At 69.0% G+C, this 25,027-nt stretch carries 24 protein-coding genes; 16 read left to right on the plus strand and 8 right to left on the minus strand.

All coding sequences use genetic code 11. The features are described from left to right. Positions 1-68 precede the first annotated feature (68 nt). The 3 genes from MKL09_RS12235 to MKL09_RS12245 all read left to right on the plus strand — a co-directional run bounded on the left by MKL09_RS12235 (position 69) and on the right by MKL09_RS12245 (position 2,331). The gene (locus MKL09_RS12235) at positions 69-566 is read left to right on the plus strand and encodes an SRPBCC family protein (protein WP_244020448.1); all 498 of its coding nucleotides are present in this window, start codon (positions 69-71) and stop codon (positions 564-566) included. Between the two features lie 139 nt (positions 567-705). Then, positions 706-2,118 (plus strand): pyruvate kinase, encoded by a 1,413-nt coding sequence (pyk, locus tag MKL09_RS12240; protein WP_244020534.1) that lies wholly within the window; start codon positions 706-708, stop codon positions 2,116-2,118. Positions 2,119-2,202: 84 nt separating this feature from the next. Further along, complete coding sequence (locus MKL09_RS12245; RefSeq protein WP_007561257.1) at positions 2,203-2,331, plus strand: hypothetical protein; 129 nt, start codon at positions 2,203-2,205, stop codon at positions 2,329-2,331. 54 nt (positions 2,332-2,385) lie between these two features. On the opposite strand, the gene MKL09_RS12250 is transcribed toward MKL09_RS12245, so the two are convergent. Continuing rightward, complete coding sequence (locus MKL09_RS12250) at positions 2,386-3,573, minus strand: patatin-like phospholipase family protein (RefSeq protein ID WP_244020449.1); 1,188 nt, start codon at positions 3,571-3,573, stop codon at positions 2,386-2,388. Between the two features lie 441 nt (positions 3,574-4,014). On the opposite strand from MKL09_RS12250, the gene MKL09_RS12255 reads away from it, so the two are divergent. Further along, positions 4,015-4,545, plus strand: a complete 531-nt coding sequence (locus tag MKL09_RS12255) for a GcrA family cell cycle regulator (protein WP_244020450.1) — start codon at positions 4,015-4,017, stop codon at positions 4,543-4,545. 20 nt (positions 4,546-4,565) lie between these two features. Here the strand turns inward: MKL09_RS12255 and MKL09_RS12260 are convergent, their stop codons facing one another. Then, a complete protein-coding gene (locus MKL09_RS12260) occupies positions 4,566-5,528 on the minus strand; it encodes a TAXI family TRAP transporter solute-binding subunit (RefSeq protein WP_244020451.1) in 963 nt (320 codons plus the stop codon). Between the two features lie 280 nt (positions 5,529-5,808). Here MKL09_RS12260 and cysK point away from each other — a divergent pair, with 280 nt between their 5' ends. The 5 genes from cysK (at position 5,809) to MKL09_RS12285 (ending at position 8,584) form a co-directional block, all read left to right on the plus strand. Continuing rightward, the gene (cysK, locus tag MKL09_RS12265; protein ID WP_244020453.1) at positions 5,809-6,783 is read left to right on the plus strand and encodes a cysteine synthase A; all 975 of its coding nucleotides are present in this window, start codon (positions 5,809-5,811) and stop codon (positions 6,781-6,783) included. Between the two features lie 156 nt (positions 6,784-6,939). Continuing rightward, positions 6,940-7,656 (plus strand): hypothetical protein, encoded by a 717-nt coding sequence (locus MKL09_RS12270; protein ID WP_244020455.1) that lies wholly within the window; start codon positions 6,940-6,942, stop codon positions 7,654-7,656. A 123-nt stretch (positions 7,657-7,779) separates the two neighbouring features. Beyond that, entirely contained in the window at positions 7,780-8,121 is a 342-nt protein-coding gene (locus MKL09_RS12275; RefSeq protein WP_244020457.1) for a hypothetical protein, read from the plus strand. Beyond that, entirely contained in the window at positions 8,121-8,435 is a 315-nt protein-coding gene (locus tag MKL09_RS12280) for a hypothetical protein (protein ID WP_244020459.1), read from the plus strand. Before MKL09_RS12275 ends, MKL09_RS12280 begins: the two co-directional genes overlap by 1 nt. Further along, positions 8,432-8,584 carry a hypothetical protein gene (locus MKL09_RS12285; RefSeq protein ID WP_244020461.1) on the plus strand — a complete coding sequence of 51 codons (153 nt, stop codon included), beginning with the start codon at positions 8,432-8,434 and terminating at the stop codon, positions 8,582-8,584. The genes MKL09_RS12280 and MKL09_RS12285 overlap by 4 nt, the downstream gene beginning before the upstream one ends. An 81-nt stretch (positions 8,585-8,665) precedes the next feature. Here the strand turns inward: MKL09_RS12285 and MKL09_RS12290 are convergent, their stop codons facing one another. Together MKL09_RS12290 and typA are read right to left on the minus strand one after the other, a co-directional pair. Beyond that, a complete protein-coding gene (locus MKL09_RS12290; RefSeq protein WP_244020538.1) occupies positions 8,666-8,896 on the minus strand; it encodes an RAG2 PHD domain containing protein in 231 nt (76 codons plus the stop codon). Between the two features lie 145 nt (positions 8,897-9,041). Continuing rightward, entirely contained in the window at positions 9,042-10,868 is a 1,827-nt protein-coding gene (gene typA, locus MKL09_RS12295; RefSeq protein WP_244020462.1) for a translational GTPase TypA, read from the minus strand. Between the two features lie 379 nt (positions 10,869-11,247). Here typA and MKL09_RS12300 point away from each other — a divergent pair, with 379 nt between their 5' ends. The 3 genes from MKL09_RS12300 (at position 11,248) to MKL09_RS12310 (ending at position 16,411) form a co-directional block, all read left to right on the plus strand. Beyond that, positions 11,248-11,949, plus strand: coding sequence for an SDR family oxidoreductase (locus tag MKL09_RS12300; protein WP_244020463.1), 702 nt, complete (start codon positions 11,248-11,250; stop codon positions 11,947-11,949). Between the two features lie 294 nt (positions 11,950-12,243). Continuing rightward, positions 12,244-14,889: an ABC transporter ATP-binding protein/permease gene (locus MKL09_RS12305; RefSeq protein WP_244020464.1), complete on the plus strand. Its 2,646-nt coding sequence runs from the start codon at positions 12,244-12,246 to the stop codon at positions 14,887-14,889. An 85-nt stretch (positions 14,890-14,974) separates the two neighbouring features. Next, positions 14,975-16,411, plus strand: a complete 1,437-nt coding sequence (locus MKL09_RS12310) for a cytochrome P450 (RefSeq protein ID WP_244020465.1) — start codon at positions 14,975-14,977, stop codon at positions 16,409-16,411. A 124-nt stretch (positions 16,412-16,535) separates the two neighbouring features. Here MKL09_RS12310 and minE read toward each other — a convergent pair whose 3' ends face one another. From minE to minC (MKL09_RS12325), 3 genes are read right to left on the minus strand one after another with little or no spacing between them, the layout of a single operon-like run. Further along, the gene (gene minE, locus MKL09_RS12315; RefSeq protein ID WP_244020466.1) at positions 16,536-16,877 is read right to left on the minus strand and encodes a cell division topological specificity factor MinE; all 342 of its coding nucleotides are present in this window, start codon (positions 16,875-16,877) and stop codon (positions 16,536-16,538) included. Beyond that, entirely contained in the window at positions 16,874-17,689 is an 816-nt protein-coding gene (gene minD / locus MKL09_RS12320; RefSeq protein WP_244020467.1) for a septum site-determining protein MinD, read from the minus strand. Before minD ends, minE begins: the two co-directional genes overlap by 4 nt. A gap of 30 nt (positions 17,690-17,719) precedes the next feature. Further along, complete coding sequence (gene minC / locus MKL09_RS12325) at positions 17,720-18,448, minus strand: septum site-determining protein MinC (RefSeq protein WP_244020468.1); 729 nt, start codon at positions 18,446-18,448, stop codon at positions 17,720-17,722. A gap of 670 nt (positions 18,449-19,118) precedes the next feature. On the opposite strand from minC (MKL09_RS12325), the gene MKL09_RS12330 reads away from it, so the two are divergent. Both MKL09_RS12330 and MKL09_RS12335 read left to right on the plus strand, forming a co-directional pair. Next, positions 19,119-19,409: a type II toxin-antitoxin system RelE/ParE family toxin gene (locus MKL09_RS12330; RefSeq protein WP_244020469.1), complete on the plus strand. Its 291-nt coding sequence runs from the start codon at positions 19,119-19,121 to the stop codon at positions 19,407-19,409. Between the two features lie 10 nt (positions 19,410-19,419). Then, on the plus strand, positions 19,420-19,725 hold the full coding sequence (locus MKL09_RS12335) for an addiction module antidote protein (RefSeq protein ID WP_244020471.1): 306 nt from the start codon (positions 19,420-19,422) through the stop codon (positions 19,723-19,725). A gap of 81 nt (positions 19,726-19,806) precedes the next feature. On the opposite strand, the gene minC (MKL09_RS12340) is transcribed toward MKL09_RS12335, so the two are convergent. Next, positions 19,807-20,463 (minus strand): septum site-determining protein MinC, encoded by a 657-nt coding sequence (gene minC, locus MKL09_RS12340; RefSeq protein WP_244020539.1) that lies wholly within the window; start codon positions 20,461-20,463, stop codon positions 19,807-19,809. A gap of 209 nt (positions 20,464-20,672) precedes the next feature. Here minC (MKL09_RS12340) and addA point away from each other — a divergent pair, with 209 nt between their 5' ends. Beyond that, positions 20,673-24,158: a double-strand break repair helicase AddA gene (gene addA, locus MKL09_RS12345; protein WP_244020473.1), complete on the plus strand. Its 3,486-nt coding sequence runs from the start codon at positions 20,673-20,675 to the stop codon at positions 24,156-24,158. Positions 24,159-24,514: 356 nt separating this feature from the next. Then, on the plus strand, positions 24,515-24,838 hold the full coding sequence (trxA, locus tag MKL09_RS12350) for a thioredoxin (RefSeq protein ID WP_007561219.1): 324 nt from the start codon (positions 24,515-24,517) through the stop codon (positions 24,836-24,838). Positions 24,839-25,027: the final 189 nt, after the last annotated feature.

Below are 25,027 nucleotides of genomic sequence, written 5' to 3' on the forward strand. Positions count from 1 at the left end.
GGCCCCGGATGGGTTTCCTCCGACAGGCGCCCTACTTCCCTCCCGCGACATCCCGCGGAGGCCCCATCGTGAAGCGATCCGCCCGTGCCGCGCTCGGCACCGCAGCCCTGTTCATCGCCGGTCCGGCCAGCGCCCTGGAGGTCACCCGCAGCCGGGACATCCCGGCGCCGCCCGCGGCGATCTGGGCGCTGATCGGCGACTTCTGCGCGATTGGGCTGTGGCACCCCCAAGTCGAGCGCTGCGTCCTGTCGCGAGAGGATGACGACGACGGCATTCGCGCGCAGATCCGGGGCCTCGTGGCGAAAGGCGGCCTCGGCACGATCGTCGAGGTCGAGACCGCCCGCGACGAGGCGGCCATGAGCTACAGCTACAGCTTCATCCAGGGCTCGCTGCCGGTGCGCGCCTACAACGCGACGCTGGCGGTCCGCCCGAACGGCGCGGGCTCGACGGTGGTCTGGACCGCGACCTTCGACGCCGAGGGGATGAGCGACGCCGAGGCCCTCAAGGACATCACCGGCGTCTACGACGCGGGCCTCGCCGGCATCGCCCGCGAGGTCTCCAGATAGGCCGCCCGCTCGCACCACGAATTGCGCCCACCTCGCAAAAAAAGCTCGCCTCGGCGCGCATCCTTACCAATGTGAAGGCGGTCGGCGGGCCCGATCGTCCGGCCGATTCCCGGAGGTCGTGTTCATGGCAGAGCCCCGCATGCGCCGTCACCGCCACGCCAAGATCGTCGCCACGGTCGGTCCCGCCAGTTCCACGCCGGATCGTCTGCACGCCCTGTTCCTCGCCGGGGTCGACACCTTCCGGCTCAACTTCAGCCACGGGGTGCAGGCGGATCACGCCAAGGTCCACGCGGCGATCCGCGCCCTGGAACAGGAGGTCGGCCGCCCGATTGGCATCCTGCAGGACCTGCAGGGGCCGAAGATCCGCGTCGGCACGCTGCAGGGCGGTCGCCTCGATCTCGAAGCCGGCGAGACGATCCGCTTCGTGCTCGAAGGGTCCGAGGGCGACAAGCAGGCGATCCCGCTCCACCACCCGGAAATCTTCGCCGCCGTGGTGCCTGACCAGGACCTCCTGATCGACGACGGGCGGGTGCGGGTGCGGGTCGTGGGGCCGGAGCGGGATTCGATCACCGCCGAGGTGGTGACCGGCGGCCCGATCTCGAACCGCAAGGGCGTCAACCTGCCGGGCACCCTGCTGGATCTGTCGCCGCTGACTGAGAAGGACCGGGCCGACCTCGCCTTCGGGCTGGAGCTCGGCGTCGACTGGGTCGCCCTGTCCTTCGTCCAGAAGCCGTCCGACGTGATCGAGGCCCGGGGGCTGATCGGCGACCGCGCCGGCATCATGTCGAAGATCGAGAAGCCGCAGGCGCTGGAGCGGATCGACGATATCATCCGGCTCTCGGATGCCGTGATGGTCGCCCGCGGCGATCTCGGCGTCGAGATCCCGCACGAGGACGTGCCCGGGCGGCAGAAGGAGCTGATCCGCGCCTGCCGCCTCGCCGTAAAGCCGGTGATCGTGGCAACCCAGATGCTTGACTCGATGGTGTCGGCCCCGGCCCCGACCCGGGCGGAAGCCTCGGACGTCGCCACCGCCATCTATGACGGCGCCGACGCGGTGATGCTGTCGGCGGAATCGGCGACCGGACAGTATCCGGTCGAGGCCGTGTCGATGATGGACCGGATCATCCGCAGCGTGGAGGGCCACAAGCTCTACCACTCGATCGTGGCCGCCTCGGAGCCCGGCGAGGAGGAGACGCCGCCCCACGCGGTCGCCACCGCTACCGCGGACTTGGCCGAAGCCGTGCACGCGGCCGCGATCGTCACCTACACCACCAGCGGGACCACGGCTGCCCGCGTCGCACGCAAGCGTCCCGCGGCGTCGATCCTGGCGCTGACCCCGAGCCTTGCCACCTCGCGGCGCCTGTGCCTGCTCTGGGGCGCCCACAGCGTTCACACCGACGATGTCGACTCCTACGAGGAGATGACCGCCAAGGCCTGCCACCACGCCCAAGCGGAAGGTTTCGCCCGGCCGAACGACATCATCGTCGTCACCGCCGGCATCCCGTTCCACACCGCGGGGAACACCAACAACATCCGATTGATGCAGGTCTGACGCCGCGAACCGGGGAACGCCGCACGCGCATCGCCCGTTGATGGGCAAGCTGCGCCGTTTTGGCGCGAACGCGGGGACAGATCCATGAGCCTGATCGGACGCATCGTCACCAAGCTTCTCGGCAACGAGAACCGCCCCATCGACCGCGACGACCGGAACGCCAGCACCGCGACGCCGATCGGCCGCTTGGTCACCAAGATCCTGGGCAAGTAACAGACCCAAGCGCCGCGCACCCCACCGGATGCGCGGCGCTGAGATCAGACGCCGTCAGTTCGCGACCGCGTTCGCGGTCTGCTTGAGCGTCGGTGACGCCGGAACGGTGTGCTGCCAGAATCTGCCCGTCCGACCCTTCTCGAGGCCCTCTTGGTAGAGGGCCCGCATGTATCCGGTATCGAAGCCCTTGGCGGCGGACGCCTTCGGGCCGCTCTCGTCGATATAGGTCAGGTTGAAGCCCATGCCGTTGCTGCGCGCGAGCGCGTAGGTCGCGGTGAGCGTCGCGCGCGAGCGAGCGCGGCTCGCCGTCGTGAACGAGCGTTCGACGATCGACAGAGTATTGTCCTTCGTCACCTCGAAGTCGGGCTCGAGGCGTCCGTTGATCACCACGTAGATGTTGGCCTTGCCGCCGGTGCGGATCTTTCCGTCGCGCAACAGGAGCGTCTGCGGGAGGGTGAAGACCGGCGTCACCACCGAGCCGTCGACATGCATCTCCTGGAAGCGCGCGTCGGCCGCCGTCACGTCGATCATCTGCGGCGGGAACACCGCCGGGATACTCGCCGAGGCGGCCAGCACGTCGCGGAACAGCTCCAGGGCGTTCGGCGCGCCGCTCGATGCGATGACGCCCATGTTCCAGATCACCGCGCGCTGGGAATCGAGATTGGTCGTCACCACCATCAGACGGCGGCCCTTGGCGTGCTCTTCCGCGATGGCGGTGAGCAGCTCCGGGGTGACGTAGCGGCCGATCAGGTTGCGCAGGCGGCCGTCCCCGAACAGGCCGGAGCCGAACAGGACGTTGGCGATGTTGGGCGAGTTCACCAGCTCACCGGCGACGCCGCTGGTGTAGAACTCGGTCAGGTACGGATCGTAGGCCGGGCCCAGGAAGGCGAACGGCGCGATCAGCGCGCCGGTCGATACGCCGGAGACCAGGGTGAATTCCGGGCGGGTGCCGGAGGCTGTCCAGCCGTTCAGCACGCCGGCCCCGTAGGCGCCGTCGCCGCCGCCGCCCGACAGCGCCAGGTAATTGAAACCGGCGGAGCGGCGCGCCGGATTGCCCGCGAGTTCCGCGATCGTGTCGACCGAAGCATCGGCGTAGACCCGCGCCCCGGGGATGCCGGGCACGCTGGCGAAGGCTGCCTGCTCGGCCGTGTAGGCGGTGCGCGGGACGGAGCCGCAGGCCGCGACCTGGCCGGCCAGCCCGAGCGCGATCAGCGCGCGAAGCCCCCCGTGACGGTAACCCATCGTCCTCACCTCGGATAACAGCAACGCTTGCCCCTTCTGCCACAGGGAAGCAGCTTGGCCGTGACGCCGTTCCAGCCAAGCTGCGCATTCGACACGATTGTGGTGCGATTGCGCCGGTCTGTGACGCCGCGGCCACGCCGCACCGGGATCGGCCGGGCCACGGGGTCCCGGTAACCACCTTCCCAAGCGAACGGCCCATTGCCGGTGGACAGGGTCCGTCTCGGTCGCGGGGCCGCCCTTGCAAGCGTCGCGAACGCCGCGCTAGGGTCCGGCCGTGGCCTGACGAGACAGGGTGTCGCACGCGGTGCGGCATTCGACGCGCATGGGTGACGCGCAAGGGTGCGATCCGAACCGGCAATACGGCCGGGAGGGTCTCGATCGACCCGGAACGCAGACCGTCACGCAGTGAGAGCGCAGGGCCGCAGGGGGCGGAGGGGGATTATGGACGCGGGCCTGAGCTGGACGGATGATCGCGTGGCGCTCCTGCGCCGGCTGTGGGAAGACGGGCAGAGCGCGAGCAAGATCGCGGCGCAACTCGGCGGCGTCACCCGGAACGCGGTGATCGGCAAGGTGCATCGCCTCGGCCTGGGCGGTCGCGCCCGGGGCGGCGAGGAGGCTCCTGCAACCCCGCAGGCCGCCAAGGCCGTCGAGATCGAGACCGCCATCGCGGTGGTCGAGACGCAGGCGCCCGAGCCGGTGGCGATCCTCTCGCATCGCCCCGCGCCGGTCTTCCCGACCCCGGCCCCGGTGGCCCCCGAGCCCGTGGCGCTGTCGGTGTCACAGCGGGTTACGATCATGGACCTTCGGGAATCGATGTGTCGCTGGCCGCTCGGCGATCCGACCACGCCGGAATTCCGATTCTGCGGCGCCCGCTCGATCACCGGGCTGCCCTACTGCACCCACCACGCCGAGATCGCCTACCAGCCGGCGGCGGAGCGCAAGCGCGACCGCCGCGTCGCCTCGTTCCGCTGAGATCCGGTCAGATCGAGGCCTCAGGGCGCGGTCACGCCGGTCTCTTCGAGATAGCGCAGCGTGCCGAGGTTGAGCTGCGCTGTGGGTACGATCCCGCGGAGATTCCGCGGCTGCGTGGCCGCGCCCTGCGGATGGCGCGCGGCCATATCGGCGTGGGCCAGGGCCTGGACGATCCGGTAGGCCGTCGCGGCTTCGAATCCGGGCCGTGCCAGCACGAGGCTCCAGGAACCCACCGTCTCGATCGCAGACATCTGGCCGGCGAAGCTGCCGGCGGGCACGGTCATGCGCTGCAGCGCCGCTCCCGCATGAGCGATGCGCGCGATGCCCGCCTCTGACGGACCGAAAAAGCGCGCACCGCCCGGCTCTTGGGCCATCGCGACAAAGCCCGGCCAGCCGAGGCCACCGCCCCAGAGCGCGTCGGCGCCGCCATCGCGCACCATGCGCGGCCCGTCTCCGGCCCGGTCGAGCAGGATCGGGCGGATATCATGCTCGGGATCGAGGCCCGAGGCCTGGAGCGCGGCGCGCCCCATGACGGTCAGGCCGGAACTGTGCGTGCCCAGCACCACCGACCGCCCGCGCAAATCCTCCACGGTACGAATCGGGCTCGCCGCCGGGACGGCGAACAGCCCGGACGTGGGATACATCGGCGCCAGGACCTTGAGGTCGATCGACTCGGTCAGGGCCGGATACGCGTATTCCCCCTGGACCAGCGCGAGGTCGACACGGCCGGCACGCAGCAGCCCGACATTCTCGGCCGAGCCGCTGCTGGCTCGTGATTCGATGACAAGCTCGGGATCGGCCGCGTGGATCGATGCCGCGAAGGCATCCCCGAAAGCCGGGAAGCCGCCGCCGGGGGTCGCGGTGGCGAGGACGACGCGCACCGGTTCTGCGGCCAGAACCGGTCGGGCCAGGACGACGCCGAGACCGGAGAGCAGGGCGGTGCGGCGAGACGGCCATTCGGCACCGGTGAGACGGCGTTTCATGGGACAGCCCTCGACCGCAACCGGCAGGCGCAAAGCCTAACGCACCGGTAGTGAGAACGATATTCCACAAAACGTCGGCCTGTCAGAGATCTTATCCCACCATCGACAGTAATCCAGTACGGCGACAAAAAGAACTTTCGTACAGGACACTTAGACCGATTGCCCCGGCTCCGGCGACGCGATATCGCAGCTGTCCATCCGCCGGCCGACCAGGGTCCTTCCTGGACCGGACCGTCCGGACCCGAATTCCGTTCGCCTCGATATCTGCAGGAGTTTCGCGATGGCCGATTCCCTCAACGCGCCGGCGAAAGTCGGCCACGGCCGTGTCTACGGCTCGATCACCGAGACCATCGGCAACACCCCGCTGGTCCGCCTCAACCGCCTGCCCAAGGAGCACGGCGTCGACGCCGAGATCCTGCTGAAGCTCGAGTTCTTCAATCCGATCGCCAGCGTGAAGGACCGCATCGGCGTCAACATGATCGACGCCCTGGAGGCCTCGGGCAAGCTGCAGCCCGGCGGCACGCTGGTCGAGCCGACCTCCGGCAACACCGGCATCGCGCTGGCCTTCGTGGCCGCGGCACGGGGCTACCGTCTGATCCTGGTGATGCCGGAGACGATGTCCATCGAGCGGCGCAAGATGCTGGCCTTCCTGGGCGCCGAACTCGCGCTCACCCCCGGCGCGCAGGGCATGAAGGGCGCCATCGCCAAGGCCGAGGAACTGCTGAAGGAGATCCCAGGCTCGGTGATGCCGCAGCAATTCTCGAACCCGGCCAATCCCGAGATCCACCGCAAGACCACGGCCGAGGAGATCTGGACCGACACCAGCGGCCAGCTCGATGCCTTCGTGGCCGGCGTCGGCACCGGCGGCACCGTGACCGGCGTCGGCGAGGTGCTGAAGCCGCGGCTGCCCAACCTCAAAGTCTTCGCGGTCGAGCCGGTGGAATCGCCGGTGATCTCCGGCGGCCAGCCCGGCCCACACAAGATCCAGGGCATCGGCGCGGGCTTCATCCCGGAGAACCTGCACACCGATATCCTGGACGGCGTGCTCAAGGTCTCCAACGACACCGCCTTCGAGACCTCGCGGGCGCTCGCCCGGCTTGAGGGCATCCCGGGCGGCATCTCCACGGGCGGCAACGTCGCGGCGGCGCTGGAACTGGCCAAGCGGCCCGAATTCCAGGGCAAACGGATCGTCACGATCGCCTGCTCGTTCGCCGAGCGCTACATCTCGTCGGCCCTGTTCGACGGGATCGGCTAGCACAGCCGCTGCGGCGCGCCGCATCGACGACGTCTGAAGCCGCGCCGGTTCCACGGGAGCCGGCGCGGTTGTTGGTCATGAGGGACTAAGCGCGATTCCTTATGAAATCCGCGAGCCGTCTAGGACGCCGAATCTGCTAGTTCTTCGATCGATCAATTGATTCGCGTGAGCGCGGAACGGACCAACCAGACGCCGTCTCGCGAAAAAGGGCGATTTTTCTCGGACTCAGAGACAGTATCCTTCAGCATCATCCGTGATCTGCGTTCCGCGCGACGACGCACGGCGACGCAAACCTTGGAAAACCTTCGCGCATCGGTCATCTGGATCCCGGGTCGTCCTGTCGTCGACACCCCAGCACCGGACGGACATTGCCGCATGCGCTGCCTCCTCGTTCTCCTCGGATGTCTCATCGCCCAGGCGGCACAGGCACAGGGTTTTGCCGGCCACGACCTCACGGCCTTCACGGACCCGGTCAGGGCCGCGATCGGCAGAAAGGCCTCGGTGCGGGCGACTCCTCTCACGCTCACCGCCACCTGTGTCCCGTGCACGGGTTCGCCGAACGTCGACATCCAGCTCGGAATCTCGACCGACGGGACGGAGACGCGTGTGCGCACCGGCCAGACCTCGTTGGCGAAGCTGGAGGCGCTCTGCATCAAGCAGAACCCCGATTGCCGGCTCTCGGCCCTGCCGGTCAGCCCGGCGGTCGGCTGGATCACCGTCTATGCCGTGGGGAACGAAGGCGGATCGACCGCAGTGATCCTGCGCGACGGCGACCTGCTGACGATTCGGGCCAAGGCCGATAACCCAGGGCATGCCGAAGATGCGGTGCTGGCGCTGACGCAGAAAATCGCCCCGAAGATTGTCGGCCCATGACGCCCAGCTCACCTCAACCGTAGCGTTAGGACCGGCCGTCCGGAGGGAACGGCAGGATCGACGCAACCCTGGTCTCCTGCTCCCGTTGTCCCGCCACAGCGCACAGCAGGAGAGGCGGGAGCCATGGCAGAGCAGACGACACCACGGCCGTCGTTGAAGGACTTCAACGCCAACGCCGACCGGAACGGCCAGGATCTCGGCCAGGACTCGCCCCTCGACGTGGGTCTGGCCGCCAACACGCAGGCCGACCTGAAGCGGGATCCGGCGGGCGACGCCGAGGCGGCGCGAATCGCTTCCGGCACGCCGGGCTCGGACGCGACCGACGCCACCGAGGCGGAGACGCCGCCGGAAAACCTGAGGAAGTTACAGGGCGAGTTCGGCAAAGCTTCGGACAAGGGCTCAAGTTTGGGCGAAGCGATCGACCGAGCCACCGCAGCGGTCGGCCAGGATGATGGAAAACGCTGATGGGCAGGCTCACCAGCGAGTCCAGAACTGTCACCCGCAAGCCCGACGACACGGTCGGCTCACCGGGCGAGCATCCCGCGGGCGGCGGTCACCAGACCTCCGAGCAGGCGGCAATCACCGATATGGGCACGGGTGGCCCGGCCAAAACCGAATCCAAGGAGGGATGGGGCAGTTCCGGTGAGGCCGGTCGCTCCCCACCCGCCGTGGGCGGCTCATCCGGCGGCCATTCGGAACAGAAGGCATCACGCGGCCCAGCCGCCGACCAGAAAGTGGCCGACGGGCACTATCGGGTCGAGCAGGAGGACAAAAAGTGAGCGAGCGTAAAGATCCGAAACCGGAGAAACCGGCCAACATCGCGCCCGACGCGGTGAAGGACCCGAACGAGAAGACCGATGGCAAGCCCGGGATGGGTCCGCAGGGGGAAAAGAGCCAAAACGACGAGACCGACCCCGGCGGAAGCTGAGGCGTCCTTTCGAGATGGCCGCCGATCTTGGGGCATGAGCCTCAAGGTCGATGCGGGGTTCTAACCGCCTGGGACACGCGCTCAGGAAAGCCGGAAGCGGATCGGCTCGACAGCCAGCGCGACCTCGTCCGGACGGCAACCGGTCTCGACGCAGGCGTAGCGGATGGCATCCTGGCGGGTACGAAACAGGCCCCCTGCCCTGCCGCCGGTCTCGACGGCGACCCAATGGCCTTCGCCATCCTGGCCGACGAGATACGGAGCGGCTGCCGGGGCCGAGCGGGCCGGCAGGTTGGCGTTCAAGGCGACGGGCATCGGGGTCACGGGGTTTCATGCGGCCCAATCGGGACGTCCCGCAGAGCCGGAATGCTCGTCGGAATGGCCTGATGGGTCAACCGGGGACCAGAATGAAGTCCCTCTCGGCAACCGGGCCTGAGCGCCCGGTTGCCCGGCGTTCAGCTTAGGCGGCGGTGTCCTTCGACGAGCGCTCGACACGCTTGCGGTCGTTCGGGTCGAGTACGGTCTTGCGCAGCCGGATCGACTTCGGCGTCACCTCGACCAGCTCGTCGTCCTGGATCCAGGCCAGCGAGCGCTCCAGGGTCATCCGGATCGGCGGCGTCAGGCGCACGGCCTCGTCCTTCGAGGTGGTGCGGATGTTGGTGAGCTTCTTGCCCTTGAGCACGTTCACCTCGAGATCGTTCTCGCGGTTGTGCTCGCCGATGATCATGCCCTGATAGACCTTCCAGCCGGGCTCGATCATCATCGGGCCGCGGTCTTCGAGGTTCCACATGGCGTAGGCCACCGCCTCGCCCTTATCGTTGGAGATCAGCACGCCGTTGCGGCGGCCGGCGATCTCGCCCTTGAACGGCTCGTACGCCTTGAACAGGCGGTTCATGATCGCCGTGCCGCGGGTGTCGGTGAGCAGCTCGCCCTGGTAGCCGATCAGGCCGCGGGTCGGGGCGTGGAACACGAGGCGCAGGCGATCGCCGCCCGAAGGCCGCATCTCCAGCATCTCGGCCTTACGCTCCGACATCTTCTGGACGACGACGCCCGAATGCTCCTCGTCGACGTCGATCACGACCTCTTCAATCGGCTCAAGCAGGTTCCCCTCTTCGTCCTTCTCGAACACGACGCGGGGCCGGGACACGGCGATCTCGAAGCCTTCGCGCCGCATCGTCTCGATCAGGATGGCGAGCTGCAATTCGCCACGACCGGACACATAAAACGAATCCTTGTCGGCCGCTTCCTCGATCTTGAGCGTGACGTTGCCCTCGCCCTCCTTGAACAGGCGGTCGCGGATCATACGGCTGGTGACCTTGTCACCTTCGGTGCCGGCCAGCGGCGAGTCGTTGACGATGAACGACATGGTCACGGTCGGCGGATCGATCGGCTGGGCCTGGATCGGGGTATCCACCTGCGGGTCGCAGAACGTGTCGGCCACCGTGCCCTTGATCAGGCCGGCGATGGAGACGATGTCGCCCGCCTCGCCGATATCGATCGGCGCACGCTCGAGGCCACGGAAGGCGAGGATCTTCGAGACGCGGCCGGTCTCGACCAGCTTGCCGTCCCGCGACAGGACCTTGATCTGCTGGTTCGGCTTGACGGTGCCCGACGCGATGCGGCCGGTGATGATCCGGCCCAGGAACGGGTTTGCCTCCAGAAGGGTGCCGAGCATCCGGAACGGGCCTTCGTCGACACGCGCCGGCGGCACGTGCTTGAGGACCAGATCGAACAGCGGCTTGAGACCCACCGAGGGATCGCCTTCGGGGCTGTCGGCCATCCAGCCGTTGCGGCCGGACCCGTACAGGATCGGGAAGTCGAGCTGCTCGTCGGTTGCGTCGAGCGCCGCGAACAGGTCGAACACCTCGTTCACGACCTCGTTGATGCGGGCGTCCGGACGGTCGACCTTGTTGATCGCCACGATCGGGCGCAGGCCGATCTTGAGGGCCTTGCCGACCACGAACTTGGTCTGGGGCATCGGCCCCTCGGCGGCGTCCACCAACACGATCACGCCGTCGACCATCGACAGGATGCGCTCAACCTCGCCGCCGAAATCGGCGTGGCCGGGGGTGTCGACGATGTTGACGCGGGTGTCTTCCCACACGACCGAGGTCGCCTTGGCCAGGATCGTGATGCCACGCTCCTTCTCCAAGTCGTTGGAGTCCATTGCCCGCTCCTCGACCCGCTGATTCTCGCGGAAGGTACCGGACTGAGCCAGCAGCTTGTCGACGAGCGTCGTCTTGCCGTGGTCGACGTGAGCGATAATGGCGATGTTGCGCAGATTCATGGCGGCCCGAAACGGGTTGTGCCGGCTCCCTGGCGGCCGCGCGGCGCGGCCGTCCGCGCCGGGTGAGGTACGGAGTCGTGGTGGTTGCGTCGCAATATAAGCCCGCGCGTCCGCCCGCAAGGCCACAGCACGCATGCCGGTATGCCGTTGTGCGCGGCGCGCACCGCTAAACCACACGTGGTGCCAGCAAATTTCGGGCTCGAAGCGGCAGCGATCTGCTCCATCGCAACCCGTGGTCTCGTCGGTTCTGCTGCAAAGTCCGTTCCGCCCGACCGCTCGCGTACCGTAAACCGGTACGGCTTGCCGGCGGTGGCGATTCGCCGCCCCTGCATCTGTAGCAGCCAGGCTGGATCACCGGACGAGAGCGGAGCGGATGACCATGAGCGACAGGGTGGCTCACGTGACGGCGGGCGGCAGCGGCATGGGCGCGGCCGCCGCCCAGAAGCTCGCGGCGGACGGTTTCGCGGTCGGGATCCTGTCGTCGTCCGGCAAGGGTGAAGCGCTGGGACAGGAGTTGGGCGGGTTCGGCGTGACCGGCTCGAACCAGTCCAGCGAGGACCTGAAGCGCTTGGTAGACGGGGCAATGGCCCGCTGGGGCCGGATCGATGTCCTAGTCAACAGCGCCGGCCATGGCCCCCGGGCGCCGTTGCTCGACATCACCGACGCGCAGTGGCACGCCGGCCTGGACACCTATCTGATGAACGTCGTGCGGTCGGTGCGCTTGGTGACGCCGATCATGCAGGCGCAGCGGGCCGGCGCGATCATCAACATCTCCACCGCCTGGGCGTTCGAGCCGAGCCCGATGTTCCCGACCTCCGCGGTGTTCCGGGCTGGCCTCGCCGCCTACACGAAGCTGTTCGCCGACACCTACGCCGCCGACAACGTCCGCATGAACAACGTGCTCCCGGGCTGGATCGACAGCCTGCCCGCGACGGAGGAACGCCGACAGGGCGTCCCGATGGGCCGCTACGGCCGCACCGACGAGATCGCCGCCACGATCGCGTTCCTCGCCTCGGACGGCGCGGCCTACATCACCGGCCAGAACCTGCGCGTCGATGGCGGCCTGACCCGGGCGATCTGATTTCTGGACCTCATCTGACGCCATCCGGATCAGCTGCGCCGAAAAAGGCGAACTGCTCAGCTATCGGATCCGTGATCGGATGATGCCGCCATGCGGCTGGCCTGCTCTATATGACGGCGCGATGACGCTGCAGTCTCCCATCGAGGCTGCGGAGTCGCGTCAACCAAGCCGAGCGCCGCGAGGCTTCCTGAATGGAACCGCATCGTTCGATGGCGTTTTCGCTCAGATCTGTGCGTGGCCGCACAGCGAGCCGGCATCGTTTTCGCCAGGAGAGACCTTTGCCGGACGTTCCCGATGCGCGAGCTTGAGCCGCGACTTTTCCCGTACATCTGGCGCTACTCCAAGGCCGAGCAGCTCAAGATCTGCGCCGTGGTGCTGGCCTCGCTGCCGTTCTACTTCGCGTCGCTGGACCTGCCGAAGCGCATCGTCAACGATGCCATAACCGGCAAGGCCTTCGCGCATGGCGAGGCGACCGCACCCTTCCTCGAGATCACCGTCGAATGGCCAGATCTCCTAGGCGGCGGGACGACCCGGCTGTTCGAAGGGTTCCAGTTCGACCGGTTCGAGCTGCTGCTCGGGCTCTCGATCCTGTTCCTGGGGCTCGTGCTGATCAACGGCGCGTTCAAGTTCTACATCAATCTGCAGAAGGGCATTCTCGGCGAGCGGATGCTGCGCCGGCTGCGCTTCCAGCTGTTCTCGTTGATGCTGCGCTTTACCCCGGAGGCGCAGCGCGAGGTGAAATCCTCCGAGACGGCGACGATCATCCGCGACGAGGTCGAGCCGATCGGCTCGTTCATCGGCGACGCGATCGTGGTGCCGGTCTTCCTCGGCACCCAGGCGGCCACCGCGCTCGCCTTCATCATGATGCAGAACATCTGGCTCGGCCTCGCGGCGGGCGGGATGGTGGCGGTGCAGATGACCGTGATTCCGCGGCTGCGGCGGCAGATCATCCTGCTCAGCCGCCAGCGCCAGATCGCCTCGCGCAACCTCGCGGGCCGGGTCGCCGAGGTGCTCGACGGCCTGCCGGCCGTGACGCTCAACGACACAGGCCGCTGGGAGCGGGCCGAGATCGGCGGCCGGCTCTACAGCCTGTACGACCTGCGCCTGCGCATCTACCGGCGGAAATTCGCGGTCAAATACCTCAACAACCTGCTCGCGCAGATCACGCCGTTCCTGTTCTACGCCATCGGCGGCGTGTTCGCGCTCAAGGGCGAGCTCGATATCGGCCAGCTCGTGGCGGTGCTGGCGGCCTATCGCGACCTGCCGCCGCCCCTGAAGGAGTTGATCGACTGGGACCAGCAGCGCCTCGACGTCGAGGTGAAGTACGAGACCGTGGCGGCGCATTTCGGGCCGCAGCGCCTCCAGCCCGCGGAACGGGAGAAACAGGGAGCGCCGCTGCTCGGCGGCCCGCTGCGCGTCGAAGCCCTGGCGCTGCGCGATCCGCAGGGGGGCCTGCCGATCGAGATCGGCGATATCCAGGCGGCGCTTCCGGGCCGGTTCGCCCTGGTCCCGCCCGGCCCGATCGCGCAGGAATTCGCCCGGGCGCTCGCGGGCCTGCGGGTTCCGACCAGCGGCTCGATCCGGATCGGCGACCACGACCTCTCGACCCTGCCGCGCTCGACCCGGGCCCGCCGCATCGCCTTCGCCGATCTCGAACCGGTCCTGTTTCCCGGCACGGTGCGCGACAACCTGCTCTATGGACTGCGGATCAAACCCCTGCGCACGACGAGCCTCGACCTGAGCAAGGCGCGGATCAACGAGGCGGTGAAGACCGGCAATCCCGCCGACAGCGTCGACGATCCGTGGATCGACTACGCCAAGTTCGGCGTCCGCGATGCCCGGGAACTCGACGAGCGCCTGCTCGACCTGCTCTTCCAGCTCGATCTCGGCGACGACCTGTACCGGTTTGGTCTCGGCGCGCTCAGCACCGTGGTCCACGACACGCCGGCGGGCCAGCGCATGATCGCCGCCCGGGAGCATCTGCGTGAGCATTTCGCCCAGAGCGGGCTCGCCGACCTGGTGATCCCGTTCTCGCGCGGCAGCTACAACGCGCAGGCGACGGTGGCGGAGAACCTGATGTTCGGGGTGCCGCGCGACCCGACCCTGACCGATCCGCGGCGGCTCGCGGGCGTGCGGCTGTTCCGGGAGGCGCTGGAGCGGGCGAAGCTCCTGGACGATCTCGACCGGATGGGTGTGGCGATCGCGCAGAACCTCAAGGACATCTTCGCCGACGTGCCGCCGGGCCACCCCTTGTTCCGGCGCTTCTCGCTGATCACCCCGGACGCCCTGCCCGAGTATCTGAGCCGGCTGGCCCGCCTGCCGGCCGAGGGCCGGCTGGACGAGGCGGACAGCGTGGCGTTCCTGGCACTGGCGCTCGCCTATGTCGAACCGCGGATGCGCTTCGGCCTGCTCAACCAGCCCCTCAAGCTGCGCATCGTCGGGGCACGCGGCGTCGTGCAGGCGTTCATGCACGGCCATGACGGCTGCGACATCGAATCCTACGACCCCAACCGGATCAATCCGCGCAGCACCGTCCTCGACAACCTGCTGTTCGGCCGCATCGATACGGCCCGGATGCACGGCGAGCAGATCGTCCAGCGCGAGGCCCGGGCGGTGTTCCGCCAGTTCGACCTCGAGCGGCCGGTCCAGCGGCGCGGCCTCGACAGACAGGTCGGCAATCGCGGCCAGCTCCTGACCGAGCGCGTGCGCGTCCGGATCGGCCTGGCCCGCGCCCTGTTGCGCGACCCGGAGATCCTCGTGGTCGACAGGGTGAGCGAGCAGCTGGAGCGCGGCGCGGAGACGCTGCTCGACGTGACGGCGGCGGTGATGCCGAAAGGCAGTCTCGTGGCGAGCGTGTCCAGCGAAGCCGAGGCCAACCGCTTCCCGACACGACTGGCGCTCCGCCCCACCGAATCCCGTCTGCGCAACGCCGCCGAGTGAAACGAACGCGGCGGTGCCGTGACGCACGACCCGGGCCGGCCGGCGGTTTACACTGCAGCCCGTCTCCGGCACAGGTTGGCCCGACATGGCTGTATTGACCGACGCGATCGCGAGTTCGGACCGAACGAATCCGAGCCTCGCCGGCCTGCCGCGCTTGGTGCCGCCGCACCCGGCCCTGGCGGAGCGCGAGCTGCCGCTCCCGGCCTATCTGCGCTCGATCCGCGACAACGGGCTGGCGGGCTTTCCCCGGCGTGCCTTCGAGGAGCCGATCACCCGCCGCGGCCTGCTCGGGCGGTCGAGCTACGTCCTGAACGATCCCGAGGCGATCCGCCATTTTCTGGTGGAGAATCAGGCCAATTACGCCCGCACCACCGGGACCGTGCGGATCCTGCGCCCGATTCTCGGCGACGGCCTCCTGATCAGCGAGGGCTCGGCCTGGCGCCACCAGCGCCGGACCCTGGCGCCGGCCTTCACGCCCCGGGCGATCGACGGGCTGGTGCCCCATATCGCAGCCGCGGTGGATGACGGGATCGAGCGGATCGTCACGGACGCGGCCGAGGGTCCGGTCGACCTGTTCAGGGCGTTCCACCGGCTGGCGCTGGAGATCGCCGGGCGCAGCATGTTCTCGGTCGGGATGGATCAGTACGGCGAGGAGCTGCGCGACTTCATCGCCACTTACAGCGTCAAGATCGGTCGGCCGCACCTCCTCGATATCGTGACCCCACCGGGCTGGCCGGTGCCGCTCGATTGGGCCCGGGGACGGTTCCGGCGACGCTGGATCCCGTTCCTCGACCGGATCATCGCGGCGCGCCAGGCTGCGACGCGGGAGGCAGGCCATTCCAGCGACCTGCTCGACTTGCTCGCGACCGCCCGCAACCCGGATACCGGCGCTCCGTTCAGCGCCGAGGAACTGCGCGACCAGGTCGCCACCATGATCCTGGCCGGCCACGAGACCACGGCCGGCACCCTGTTCTGGGCGGCCTACATGCTGGCGCTCGCCCCCGAACTCCAAGAGCGCCTCGCCACAGAGGCGCGGGCGGCCGACCTCACCAACCCGACCGGCTGCCAGAGCGACGGCCGGCTGCCGCTGATCCGGGCGACCGTGGACGAGACCCTGCGCCTCTACCCGGCGGCTTTCGTCATCGTGCGGCGCGCGCTCGGCCCCGACACGCTGGCGGGTCATCCGGTCAGGAAGGGCGACATCGTGATGGTGAGCCCGTGGGTACTCCATCGGCACCGCGGGCTCTGGCCGGATCCGGAAGCCTTCGACCCGGGCCGCTTCCTGCCCGGCGCGAAGCCGCCGGCGCGCTTCTCCTACCTGCCATTCGGAGCCGGTCCGCGCGTCTGCATCGGCGCACAATTCGCCCTGATCGAGACGGTCCTGTCGCTGGCGCGGCTGCTGGCCCGGTTCCGGCTGGTGCTGGAGGATCGCGAGCCGATCCTGCCGCACGCGGTGGTGACCACTCAGCCGCAGCGTTTCGCCAAGTTCCGGCTGATCCCGCGGGATCCGGTCGGCGCCTGATCGCCGTTCTCACGCGAACGCGCGCGATCAGGCCGTGTCGCGGTGGAGATCAAAAAAAGCCGCACCCGGCTCAGCGGGCGCGGCTCGCAGATGTTCGTGTCGGCGGTGGCCAGTCCGGCCCGGATCAAGCGGCCTTCTTGGAAGCCGTCGATTTCTGCCCACCCCTGTTCGCAGCGACTTCGGCGAGCTTTGCCGCCAGCTTCGCATCGAGCTTGCCCGACACACCGAGCGGAAGCTCGATGTCGAGGCCCAGCGTCGAGACGCCCTCGCCGCGCTCCAGGGTGACCTTCACCTTGTCGGCTTCCACCGAGACATGGTTGGCGATCACCGCCAGGATCTCGTCGCGGAGCTGCATCACTAGGTCAGGGCGACCCGACTCGGCGCGCTCGTGAGCGAGGATCAGCTGCAGGCGGTCGCGGGCGACCGCGCCGGAATTGCGCTTCTGGAAGATCCCCAAGATGCTCATGCCGCCCTCCGCATGAACAGCTTGTCGAGGAAGGACTTGCGCTCGGTCGGCATGCTCATCGGCACGGCCTCGCCCTTCAGCCGGCGCGCCGCATCGGCGTAGGCCCGCGCCGGGGCGCAGAGGGGGTTGTTGAGGGTGACCGGGCAGCCGAGGTTCGAGGCGCGCAGCACCTCCTGGCTCTCGGGGATGATCGCCAGCAGCGGGATCGACAGGATGTCGAGCACGTCCTCGGTCTTGAGCATGTCGCCGCGGTCGGCGCGCATTGGGTCGTAGCGGGTGAGGATCAGGTGCTTCTCCATCTCCTCGCCCTTCTCCGCCTTGGCGGTCTTGGAATCGAGGAGGCCGATGATCCGGTCCGAGTCGCGCACCGAGGAGACCTCGGGGTTGGTCACGACAACCGCCACGTCGGCATGGTGCATGGCGAGCTGGGCGCCGCGCTCGATGCCGGCCGGCGAGTCGCACACAACCCAGTCGAACCGCTCGCGCAGCTCGTCCATCACCCGGGCGACGCCGACATCGGTGAGCGCGTCCTTGTCGCGGGTCTGCGAGGCCGGCAGCAGGTGCAGGGTGTCGAGGCGCTTGTCCTTGATCAGGGCCTGCGGCAGCTTGGCGTCGCCGTTGACGACGTTGATGAGGTCGTAGACCACCCGGCGCTCGGCACCCATGACCAGGTCGAGGTTGCGCAGACCGACGTCGAAATCGACGACGCACACGCTCTGCCCGCCCTGCGCCAGGGCCGCTCCGAGGGCCGCGGTCGTCGTCGTCTTGCCGACGCCGCCCTTGCCCGATGTGACGACGAGAACCTTTGCCACGCGTGGATCTCCCTGATTTCTAAGCTTGCGTTAGTCTAAGCTTGCCATTCGGATGTTGCCGCCATCGAGCCAGACCTGGGCGGCCTTGCCGCGCAGGGCCGTGCCCATGTCCTCCGCCGTCCGCACGAGGCGGTCGATCCCCAGCAACTCGGGCTCGAATTTGCGGCAGTAGATTCGGGCCCGCGGGTTGCGCGCCGCACCGGCGATCGCGCGGCCCCGCAGGGCGCCGTAGACGTGGATCGAGCCACCCGCCAGGATCTCGGCGCCCGAGGAGACGGACCCCATCACGGTGACGTCGCCGGTGGGGTTGATCACGCTCTGTCCGGAGCGGACCGAGCCCTCGACGGTGATCGAGGTGACCACCTGCGGCTCCGGCTCGGCGGGGGCGGCCGGGATCTCGACCCGGTCCGACGGACGCCCCTGCACCAGCAGCGGCGGCAATCCGGACCCGACGGTCTCGAGGCCCTCGATCCCCAGGACCGCGATGCCGCGGGCCTTGAGCTCGGCCATTAACGTTTCGAGCGCGTCCGGCTCGGGGTTGAGCTGGGCGCAGTCCAGGATCACGGCCCGGCCTTTCAGCAGGGTCGGCGAGCGCTTGAGCGCCGCGTCGAGACCCGCGAGCCACTCGGGCAGCGGCGGCTCGGGGGTGAGGGCCAGGCCCTTGAACGCCCGCCCGCGAAGGCTGAGCGGCCGGGGCGCAGGAGCCGCCTTGGGGGCGGTCTCCGGGTCGTCGATCGGCTCGGGGAGGGTTTCGCTCATGTCGGCCCGTTAAGAGTCCTTACCGGACCATTGACGGCGGGCATGGTTACCGAAGGGTTAAGTTTTGGATCCGGTCGGCAAATTCTGCCGGGATCCTGGTATCGGTGGAGCCTGGGGCCTGTGCGGCCGGGCCGCCGCGATCGCCGTGCAACCTGCAGCATTGGGGCCGACGGCCGTGGATCGGCCCTGCGAAAGCGCACGGTCAAGTCGCCGTAAGGCTTTGTCGAATATCAAATTTCTCAAAATGACGCGGTTGAACGCTTCGGCGCGGTGCCTCCGGAACTCGGATCGTCCGACGGCTATAAAATGACGCGCGCTTCGCCTTCTGCGGTAAAAAATTTCGGATCGATGATTACGGGATCGATCCCGATGACCAGTCGAAACCCGAGTTTTGAACGCGCCGTCTACGGCAACGGTCGATGTCCAGTGCTTATAATCACGAACGCGAGGTGCGCTCGTCCATCATCGAAAGAGCCCGATACAAGTAGGTGGTCCACGTATGGCTGTCCACGCGCCGAGGGTCTGCTCGTGCAGGTCGCCGTGAGCGGAGTTCCATGGGATTGGATTTGGTTGCGGCCAGCGTCACAACCTCGTTCGCCAGCCTGAAAACGCTCAGACTCATCCTCGGAATCTATCTTGTTCGACCGTAGCCCATGGGCTACGTTTCGATATGCTAACCGTCCGCCGCACCGAGGTTTTCGCCGGGTGGCTGAAGAGTCTCCGGGATGATCGAGCAAAGGCACGGATAGCAAATCGCATAGACCGCTTGGCGAACGGCAACTTCGGAGATGTGAAATCCGTCGGTGCTGGTGTGAGTGAATTGCGGATCGATTACGGCCCCGGGTATCGCGTGTATTTCGTTCGGCGTGGCGCTACCTTGCTGTTGCTTTTATGCGGCGGCGACAAAAGCAGCCAGAGCCGGGATATCGACCGCGCGAAAATCTTGGCTCTGACGTCGTAAGGAGAGACTGATGATTGAGACTGCACCTTACGACTCGGCGGAATTCCTGGATTCGGACGAGGCTATCGCGGAGTACCTTGCGGCAGCCATCGAGGAGGGCGATCCGGCCCTGTTCCGCCAAGCGTTGGGTGTCGTGGCGCGCGCACGCGGCATGACACAGATCGCCCGGGAGGCTGGCCTCTCGCGCGAAAGCCTGTATCGGGCCCTCTCTCCCGAAGGAAATCCGAGCCTGGATACCGCTATGCGGGTGATGAAGGCTCTCAACGTGCGGCTGACTGCCGTCCCTATCGAGGTCGAACCCGCTCTGCCCGGTTGAGGGCTCCCCGTCGCCTGTTCCGTGCTGAACGGCTGACGGCCACCGGGCAGCGCCGGGAGATCGGATTGAGGGTTGCCCCGCTCACCCCCGCTCAAACAAGCCCAGCTTGATCGCATCCTCCACCAGCCGCACTTCCACGGCCTGGCCCCGGAAGGCCGGGTCGAGGTCGTCGGCGGCGCGGTAGAGGCCGTCGATCGCCACCAGTTCCGGCTCGAAGCGGCGGCACCAGATCCGCGCGCCCGGATTGCCGGCGGCGCCCGCCACCGCCCGGCCACGCAGGGCGCCGTAGACGTGGATCGAGCCACCCGCGATCACCTCGGCGCCCGAGGCCACGGCGCCCAGCACGGTGACGTCGCCTTCGAGATGCAGCACGGTCTGGCCCGAGCGCACCGGCGCGTCGAGGATCAGCGAGCGGGCGGCGCCGTCCTTGGGTTGGGGTTCGGGCGGCGTGTCCGCGTCCGGGGTGGCGACCTCGCCCACCGGGCGGCCGCCCGACAGAGCCGGCGGCAGTTCGGGGGTGAGGATCGACGGCGGCGCGCCCTCGATGCCCAGGATCGCGATCCTCCGGGCGGCGAGTTCCGCGAGCAGGCCGTCGAGATCCTCCCGGGTGAGCTTCAGGCCGGCGAGGTCGAGGATCACCGGCCGGCCGGCGAAGAAGTTGGGCGCGCGTCGGTTCAGGGCGTCGAGGTCGCCGAACCACTCGGCCACGGGCGGTACGGGGGCCAGGACGGTGGCCATGAAGGAGCGGCCCCGGAAGCGGATCGGCGGGCGCGCCGGCTCGGATGTCGGCTGGGTCACGGGCGTTTTCGGTGTCGCGAGGATGGTCCCGCATCCATGCGGCGCGGCCGCGCCCGGGGCAATCCCGCAAACCGCGGTGTGACGCCTTGCTCAAGCCGCAGACGCGTTTGTGTTGTAGAGAGGTGCCGCAGCCGAGCCGGACGAGACCGTTGAGCAGCGCCCCGATCGCCAACCCCTTCGTCGTCGACGACCTGACCCAGGCCAACCAGCGCCGGGCGGCCGATCCCCGTGCCTCGGCCTGGGTCTCGGCCAATGCCGGCGCGGGCAAGACCAAGGTGCTCACCGACCGGGTGGTACGCCTGCTCCTCGACGGGGCGCCCCCGGGCCGGATCCTGTGCCTGACCTTCACCAAGGCGGCCGCCGCCAACATGGCGATCCGGGTGTTCCGCCTGCTCGGCCGCTGGGTGACCCTGGACGATACCGCGCTGACGGCGGAGCTGACGGCGCTGACCGGCGAGCGCGCCGACGCCGAGCGCCTGCGCATGGCGCGGCGCCTGTTCGCCCGGGCGGTGGAGACGCCGGGGGGCCTCAAGATCGAGACCCTGCACGCCCTGTGCGAACGGCTGCTGCACATGTTCCCGTTCGAGGCGAACGTGCCGGCCCGCTTCGTGGTGCTCGACGAGACCAAGGCCCGGGAGATCTTCGACATCGAGATGGCCAACGTCCTGGCCGACGCGGTCTCGAACGGCGACACGCCGCTCAGCGCCGCCCTGGCCCGGGTCACCCCCGAGGCGACGGGCGACACCCTGCGGGCGGCGATCCGCCAGGCGATGCGCGCCCGCAGCCTCATCGGCGACCGGAGCGGCCTCGACGCCGCCTTCGCGCGCCTGCACGGAGCGTTGGGCCTCGCCGCCGAGGAAAGCGCCGAGCGGATCGAGGCGGCGATCCTGGATGGTGGCCCAGCCTGCCGCCCCGAGGACCGGGCGGCGTTGATCGAAGCCCTGCGCACCGGCAAGGCCAACGACGAGAAGCTGGCCGATGCGCTGGCGGCGGCCGAATCCGAGCGGGCGCGATCGGAAGGACTGCCGGAGCGGACCGAGGCGCTCGACCTCTACCGGGCGGTGTTCTTCACCCAGAAGGATGAGCCGAAAGCCGATAGCAGCCTCGGCACCAAGGGCGTTCCGGCCGCGGCAAAAGAGAGCCTGATCGCCGAGCGCGACCGGCTGGAGCCTCTGTTCGATCGGTTGCGCGCCGCGCGGGCCCATGCCCGGACGCAGGCCCTGTTCCAGCTCGCCGCAGAGATCCACCGCCGGGTCGAGGCCCAGAAGGCGCGGCTCGGGGCGCTGGATTTCGACGACCTGATCCACAAGGCGCTGGACCTGCTGGCCCGGGTCGGGGCCGGCTGGGTGCTGTACAAGCTCGACCGCGGCATCGACCACGTGCTGGTCGACGAAGCGCAGGACACCAACCCGGAGCAGTGGGAGATCCTGCGGGCGATCACGCAGGAATTCGCCGCCGGCGAAGGCGCCCGGGCCGGCACCCGGACCCGCTTCGCGGTAGGCGACCCGAAGCAGTCGATCTACGGCTTCCAGGGCGCCGAGCCGCGGGAATTCGCCCTGACCCGGGCGGCCTGGATCCAGGAATCGCGCGCGGCCGGCCTCACCTTCGAGGACGTGCCGTTGACCCTGTCGTTCCGCTCGACCGGCTTGGTCCTCCAGGCGGTCGATGCGGTCTTCGCCCTCGACGCGCATAACGAGGGTCTGGCCTTCGAGGACAGCGCCCGCAGGACCGTCCATGCCAGCGCCCGGCCCGGCGCCCCCGGCGCCGTCGAGCTGTGGCCGATCGCCGAGCCCGAGCCGACGCCGGAACCCGATGCCTGGACCGCGCCGGTGGATGCCCCCGAGACCAGCGCCCCGGCGATCGTCACCGCCCGGCGGGTGGCGCACGCGGTGCGGACCTGGACGACGGCCGGAGACGCCACCGGCCGGGTCTGGCGCCCCGGCGACGTGCTGATCCTCGTGCGCAAGCGCGGGCCGGCCTTCGAGGAGGTGATCCGCGCCCTGAAAAATCTCGGCGTGCCGGTCGCCGGCCAGGACCGGCTGGAGGTCTCAGCCCATATTGCGGTGGCCGACCTCGTCGCCGCCGGGCGCGCCGGTCTGCTGCCGGCCGACGACCTGACGCTCGCCACCGCGCTCAAGACGCCCCTGGTCGGCCTCACCGACGACGACCTGGTTCGCCTGGCCGCCCGCCGCGACCTCTCCGAGACCCTGGAGGATGCCCTGCACCGCCACGCCGCTTCGGGTGATCCCGCGGCGAGCCGTGGGCTGGCTGCGCTCTCGGACTGGATCGCGCTCGCAGGGCTCCACGGCCCTTTCGGCTTCTACGCGCGGCTGCTCGGGCCGCAGGGCGGGCGAGCGAAGCTGGTCGCCCGGCTCGGCGGCGAGGCCGGCGATGCCATCGACGTATTTCTGGCCGCCGCCGCCCAGGCCGAGACCGGCGAGGATGCACCCTCGCTCGGCGGCTTCCTGGCCCGCTATGTTGGGACCGAGGCCGGCCACACGGTCAAACGCGACATGGAATCCGGCCGCGACGAGGTGCGGGTGATGACCGTGCACGGGGCCAAGGGGCTTGAGGCGCCGGTCGTCGTGGTCATGGACGGCTGCGAGCCGCTCGGGCGCAACGACCCGCCGCTGCTGCCCCTGGCGGGCAACGGCACGGCGCTGCCGCCGGTCTGGTCGAGCGGGAAGACGCAGGATTGCGCCGCCACCGGCGAGGCCCGGGCGGCGCTGCTCGCCCGGGCGCGGCAGGAGCACAACCGACTGCTCTACGTCGCCATGACCCGGGCAGCCGACCGGCTGATCGTGGCGCCGTTCCGGGGCCACGAGCGGGAGAGTGAGGCGGCCTGGTGCCGGATGGTCCGGGCCGGCCTGGAAGCCGCCCTCGGCGCGGGCCAGGCCCTGGACCTGCCCTACGGGCCCGCGACCCTGTGGCGGGACGGCACCGAGACGCGCCGGCCACCGGACGTGCTTTCATCGGTCGCGGCGAAGGTGCCGGAGCCGGACTGGCTGCGCAGCCCCGTGCCGCCGGAGCCGGAAATCCCGGTTCTCAACCCGTCCGGCGCCCTGCAGGCGGCCGACGGCTCGCGGGTTCCGCCGCCCCGACTCGCCGACGCCCAGGCGCGCCGCCGGGGCATCCTGATCCATTCCCTGTTGCAGCATCTGCCGCGGATCGAGAAAGAGCGCCGGGAGGCGGCCGGCCTCGCCTTCGTGCGGGCGCGCGCACCCGGCCTGCCGCGCCCGGCGACCTACGGCATCGTCCGCTCGGTGCTGAGCCTGATCGACGATCCCGACCTCGCCCCCCTGTTCGCCCCCGACGCTCGCGCGGAGGTGAACCTCACGGGCCGCGTCCGGGCCGGGGGTGCCGAGCGGGTGGTGCAGGGCCGCGTCGATCGCCTCGCGGTCGCGGCCGACACGATCCGGATCGCCGACTTCAAGACCGGCCGCCCCCCGGCCGAGGACGAGCCGCTGCCCCCCGCGGAGGCCGGGCAGATCGCCCTCTACGCGCGGCTTCTCGGCGAGATCTATCCCGACCGAACGATTCGGCCGATGCTGATCTGGACCTCCGGCCCGGTGATCCGGACCCTGAGCGCGGACGACGTCCGGGCGGCTTTAGGCCAAGCGGGGATCGAGGGCTGACCGGCGCCCACCTCACGCCGTCATTGCGAGCGCAGCGAAGCAACCCAGTGATGCGCCACGTATGGAGATTGCGCGCCGCCCTGGGTTGCTTCGCTGCGCTCGCAATGACGGTGGGGCGCGAATGTCGAGGAAGAAAGCTGCAAGGCGGCGGCACCGTTTGGAAGGGTTTTCTCCCGCCTCCTTCCCCACCCAACATGCGCCAGCGCACATCGCAATGCGCCCTTCGAGGCACCCCCATGCAACGGCGGGCGGACTGCTTGACCGGGCGGCGGGCCGTCGCCAATTCTCATCGAACCGCGCGGGCCCCTGCCCGTCCGAGGCCGCCCGACCGGCGGCCGCTTCCGAAAGGTGATGTTATGGCGACGGTGAAAGTAACCGACGCGAGCTTCGAGCAGGACGTTCTCAAGTCCGCCGAGCCCGTCGTGGTGGATTTCTGGGCGGAATGGTGCGGCCCCTGCCGCCAGATCGGCCCGGCGCTCGAAGAAATCGCCACCGATCTCCAGGGCAAGGTGAAGATCGCAAAGGTCAACGTCGACGAGAACCCGCAGATCGCCGCCCAGTACGGCATCCGTTCGATCCCGACGTTGCTGCTGTTCAAGAACGGCGAGCGGGTCGATCAGAAGGTCGGTGCCGCCCCGAAGGGCGATCTCTCGCGCTGGATCGGCGCGCAGGTCGCGTAAGCTGTACGCTCGGCCAGTCCGGGATGGCGTTCGGCCTTCGCATCGGAGGCCGAACGCGCCGCGATCATCCGTGGCGCGTTCGGCCGGCGCGGTGGGCGACGGCCTGAAACCGGTCTGACTGAGCTACGCCCGACCTCTTCCCTTATCCTGATCCGACCGGAAGCCGCATCGGACCTCCTCCCGCTAGAA

Origin of the sequence: Methylobacterium sp. J-048 (genome assembly GCF_022829515.1) — a bacterium.
Lineage (GTDB): Bacteria > Pseudomonadota > Alphaproteobacteria > Rhizobiales > Beijerinckiaceae > Methylobacterium.

Bases quoted from the DNA above. Each gene is read 5' to 3' on its own strand.
- pyk (WP_244020534.1), top strand. From the start codon at position 706: ATGCGCCGTCACCGCCACGCCAAGATCGTCGCCACGGTCGGTCCCGCC.
- MKL09_RS12245 (WP_007561257.1), top strand. From the start codon at position 2,203: ATGAGCCTGATCGGACGCATCGTCACCAAGCTTCTCGGCAACGAGAAC.
- MKL09_RS12250 (WP_244020449.1), bottom strand. From the start codon at position 3,573: ATGGGTTACCGTCACGGGGGGCTTCGCGCGCTGATCGCGCTCGGGCTG.
- MKL09_RS12255 (WP_244020450.1), top strand. From the start codon at position 4,015: ATGGACGCGGGCCTGAGCTGGACGGATGATCGCGTGGCGCTCCTGCGC.
- MKL09_RS12260 (WP_244020451.1), bottom strand. From the start codon at position 5,528: ATGAAACGCCGTCTCACCGGTGCCGAATGGCCGTCTCGCCGCACCGCC.
- cysK (WP_244020453.1), top strand. From the start codon at position 5,809: ATGGCCGATTCCCTCAACGCGCCGGCGAAAGTCGGCCACGGCCGTGTC.
- MKL09_RS12275 (WP_244020457.1), top strand. From the start codon at position 7,780: ATGGCAGAGCAGACGACACCACGGCCGTCGTTGAAGGACTTCAACGCC.
- MKL09_RS12280 (WP_244020459.1), top strand. From the start codon at position 8,121: ATGGGCAGGCTCACCAGCGAGTCCAGAACTGTCACCCGCAAGCCCGAC.
- MKL09_RS12290 (WP_244020538.1), bottom strand. From the start codon at position 8,896: ATGCCCGTCGCCTTGAACGCCAACCTGCCGGCCCGCTCGGCCCCGGCA.
- typA (WP_244020462.1), bottom strand. From the start codon at position 10,868: ATGAATCTGCGCAACATCGCCATTATCGCTCACGTCGACCACGGCAAG.
- MKL09_RS12300 (WP_244020463.1), top strand. From the start codon at position 11,248: ATGAGCGACAGGGTGGCTCACGTGACGGCGGGCGGCAGCGGCATGGGC.
- MKL09_RS12305 (WP_244020464.1), top strand. From the start codon at position 12,244: ATGCGCGAGCTTGAGCCGCGACTTTTCCCGTACATCTGGCGCTACTCC.
- MKL09_RS12310 (WP_244020465.1), top strand. From the start codon at position 14,975: ATGGCTGTATTGACCGACGCGATCGCGAGTTCGGACCGAACGAATCCG.
- minE (WP_244020466.1), bottom strand. From the start codon at position 16,877: ATGAGCATCTTGGGGATCTTCCAGAAGCGCAATTCCGGCGCGGTCGCC.
- minC (WP_244020468.1), bottom strand. From the start codon at position 18,448: ATGAGCGAAACCCTCCCCGAGCCGATCGACGACCCGGAGACCGCCCCC.
- MKL09_RS12330 (WP_244020469.1), top strand. From the start codon at position 19,119: ATGCTAACCGTCCGCCGCACCGAGGTTTTCGCCGGGTGGCTGAAGAGT.
- MKL09_RS12335 (WP_244020471.1), top strand. From the start codon at position 19,420: ATGATTGAGACTGCACCTTACGACTCGGCGGAATTCCTGGATTCGGAC.
- minC (WP_244020539.1), bottom strand. From the start codon at position 20,463: ATGGCCACCGTCCTGGCCCCCGTACCGCCCGTGGCCGAGTGGTTCGGC.
- trxA (WP_007561219.1), top strand. From the start codon at position 24,515: ATGGCGACGGTGAAAGTAACCGACGCGAGCTTCGAGCAGGACGTTCTC.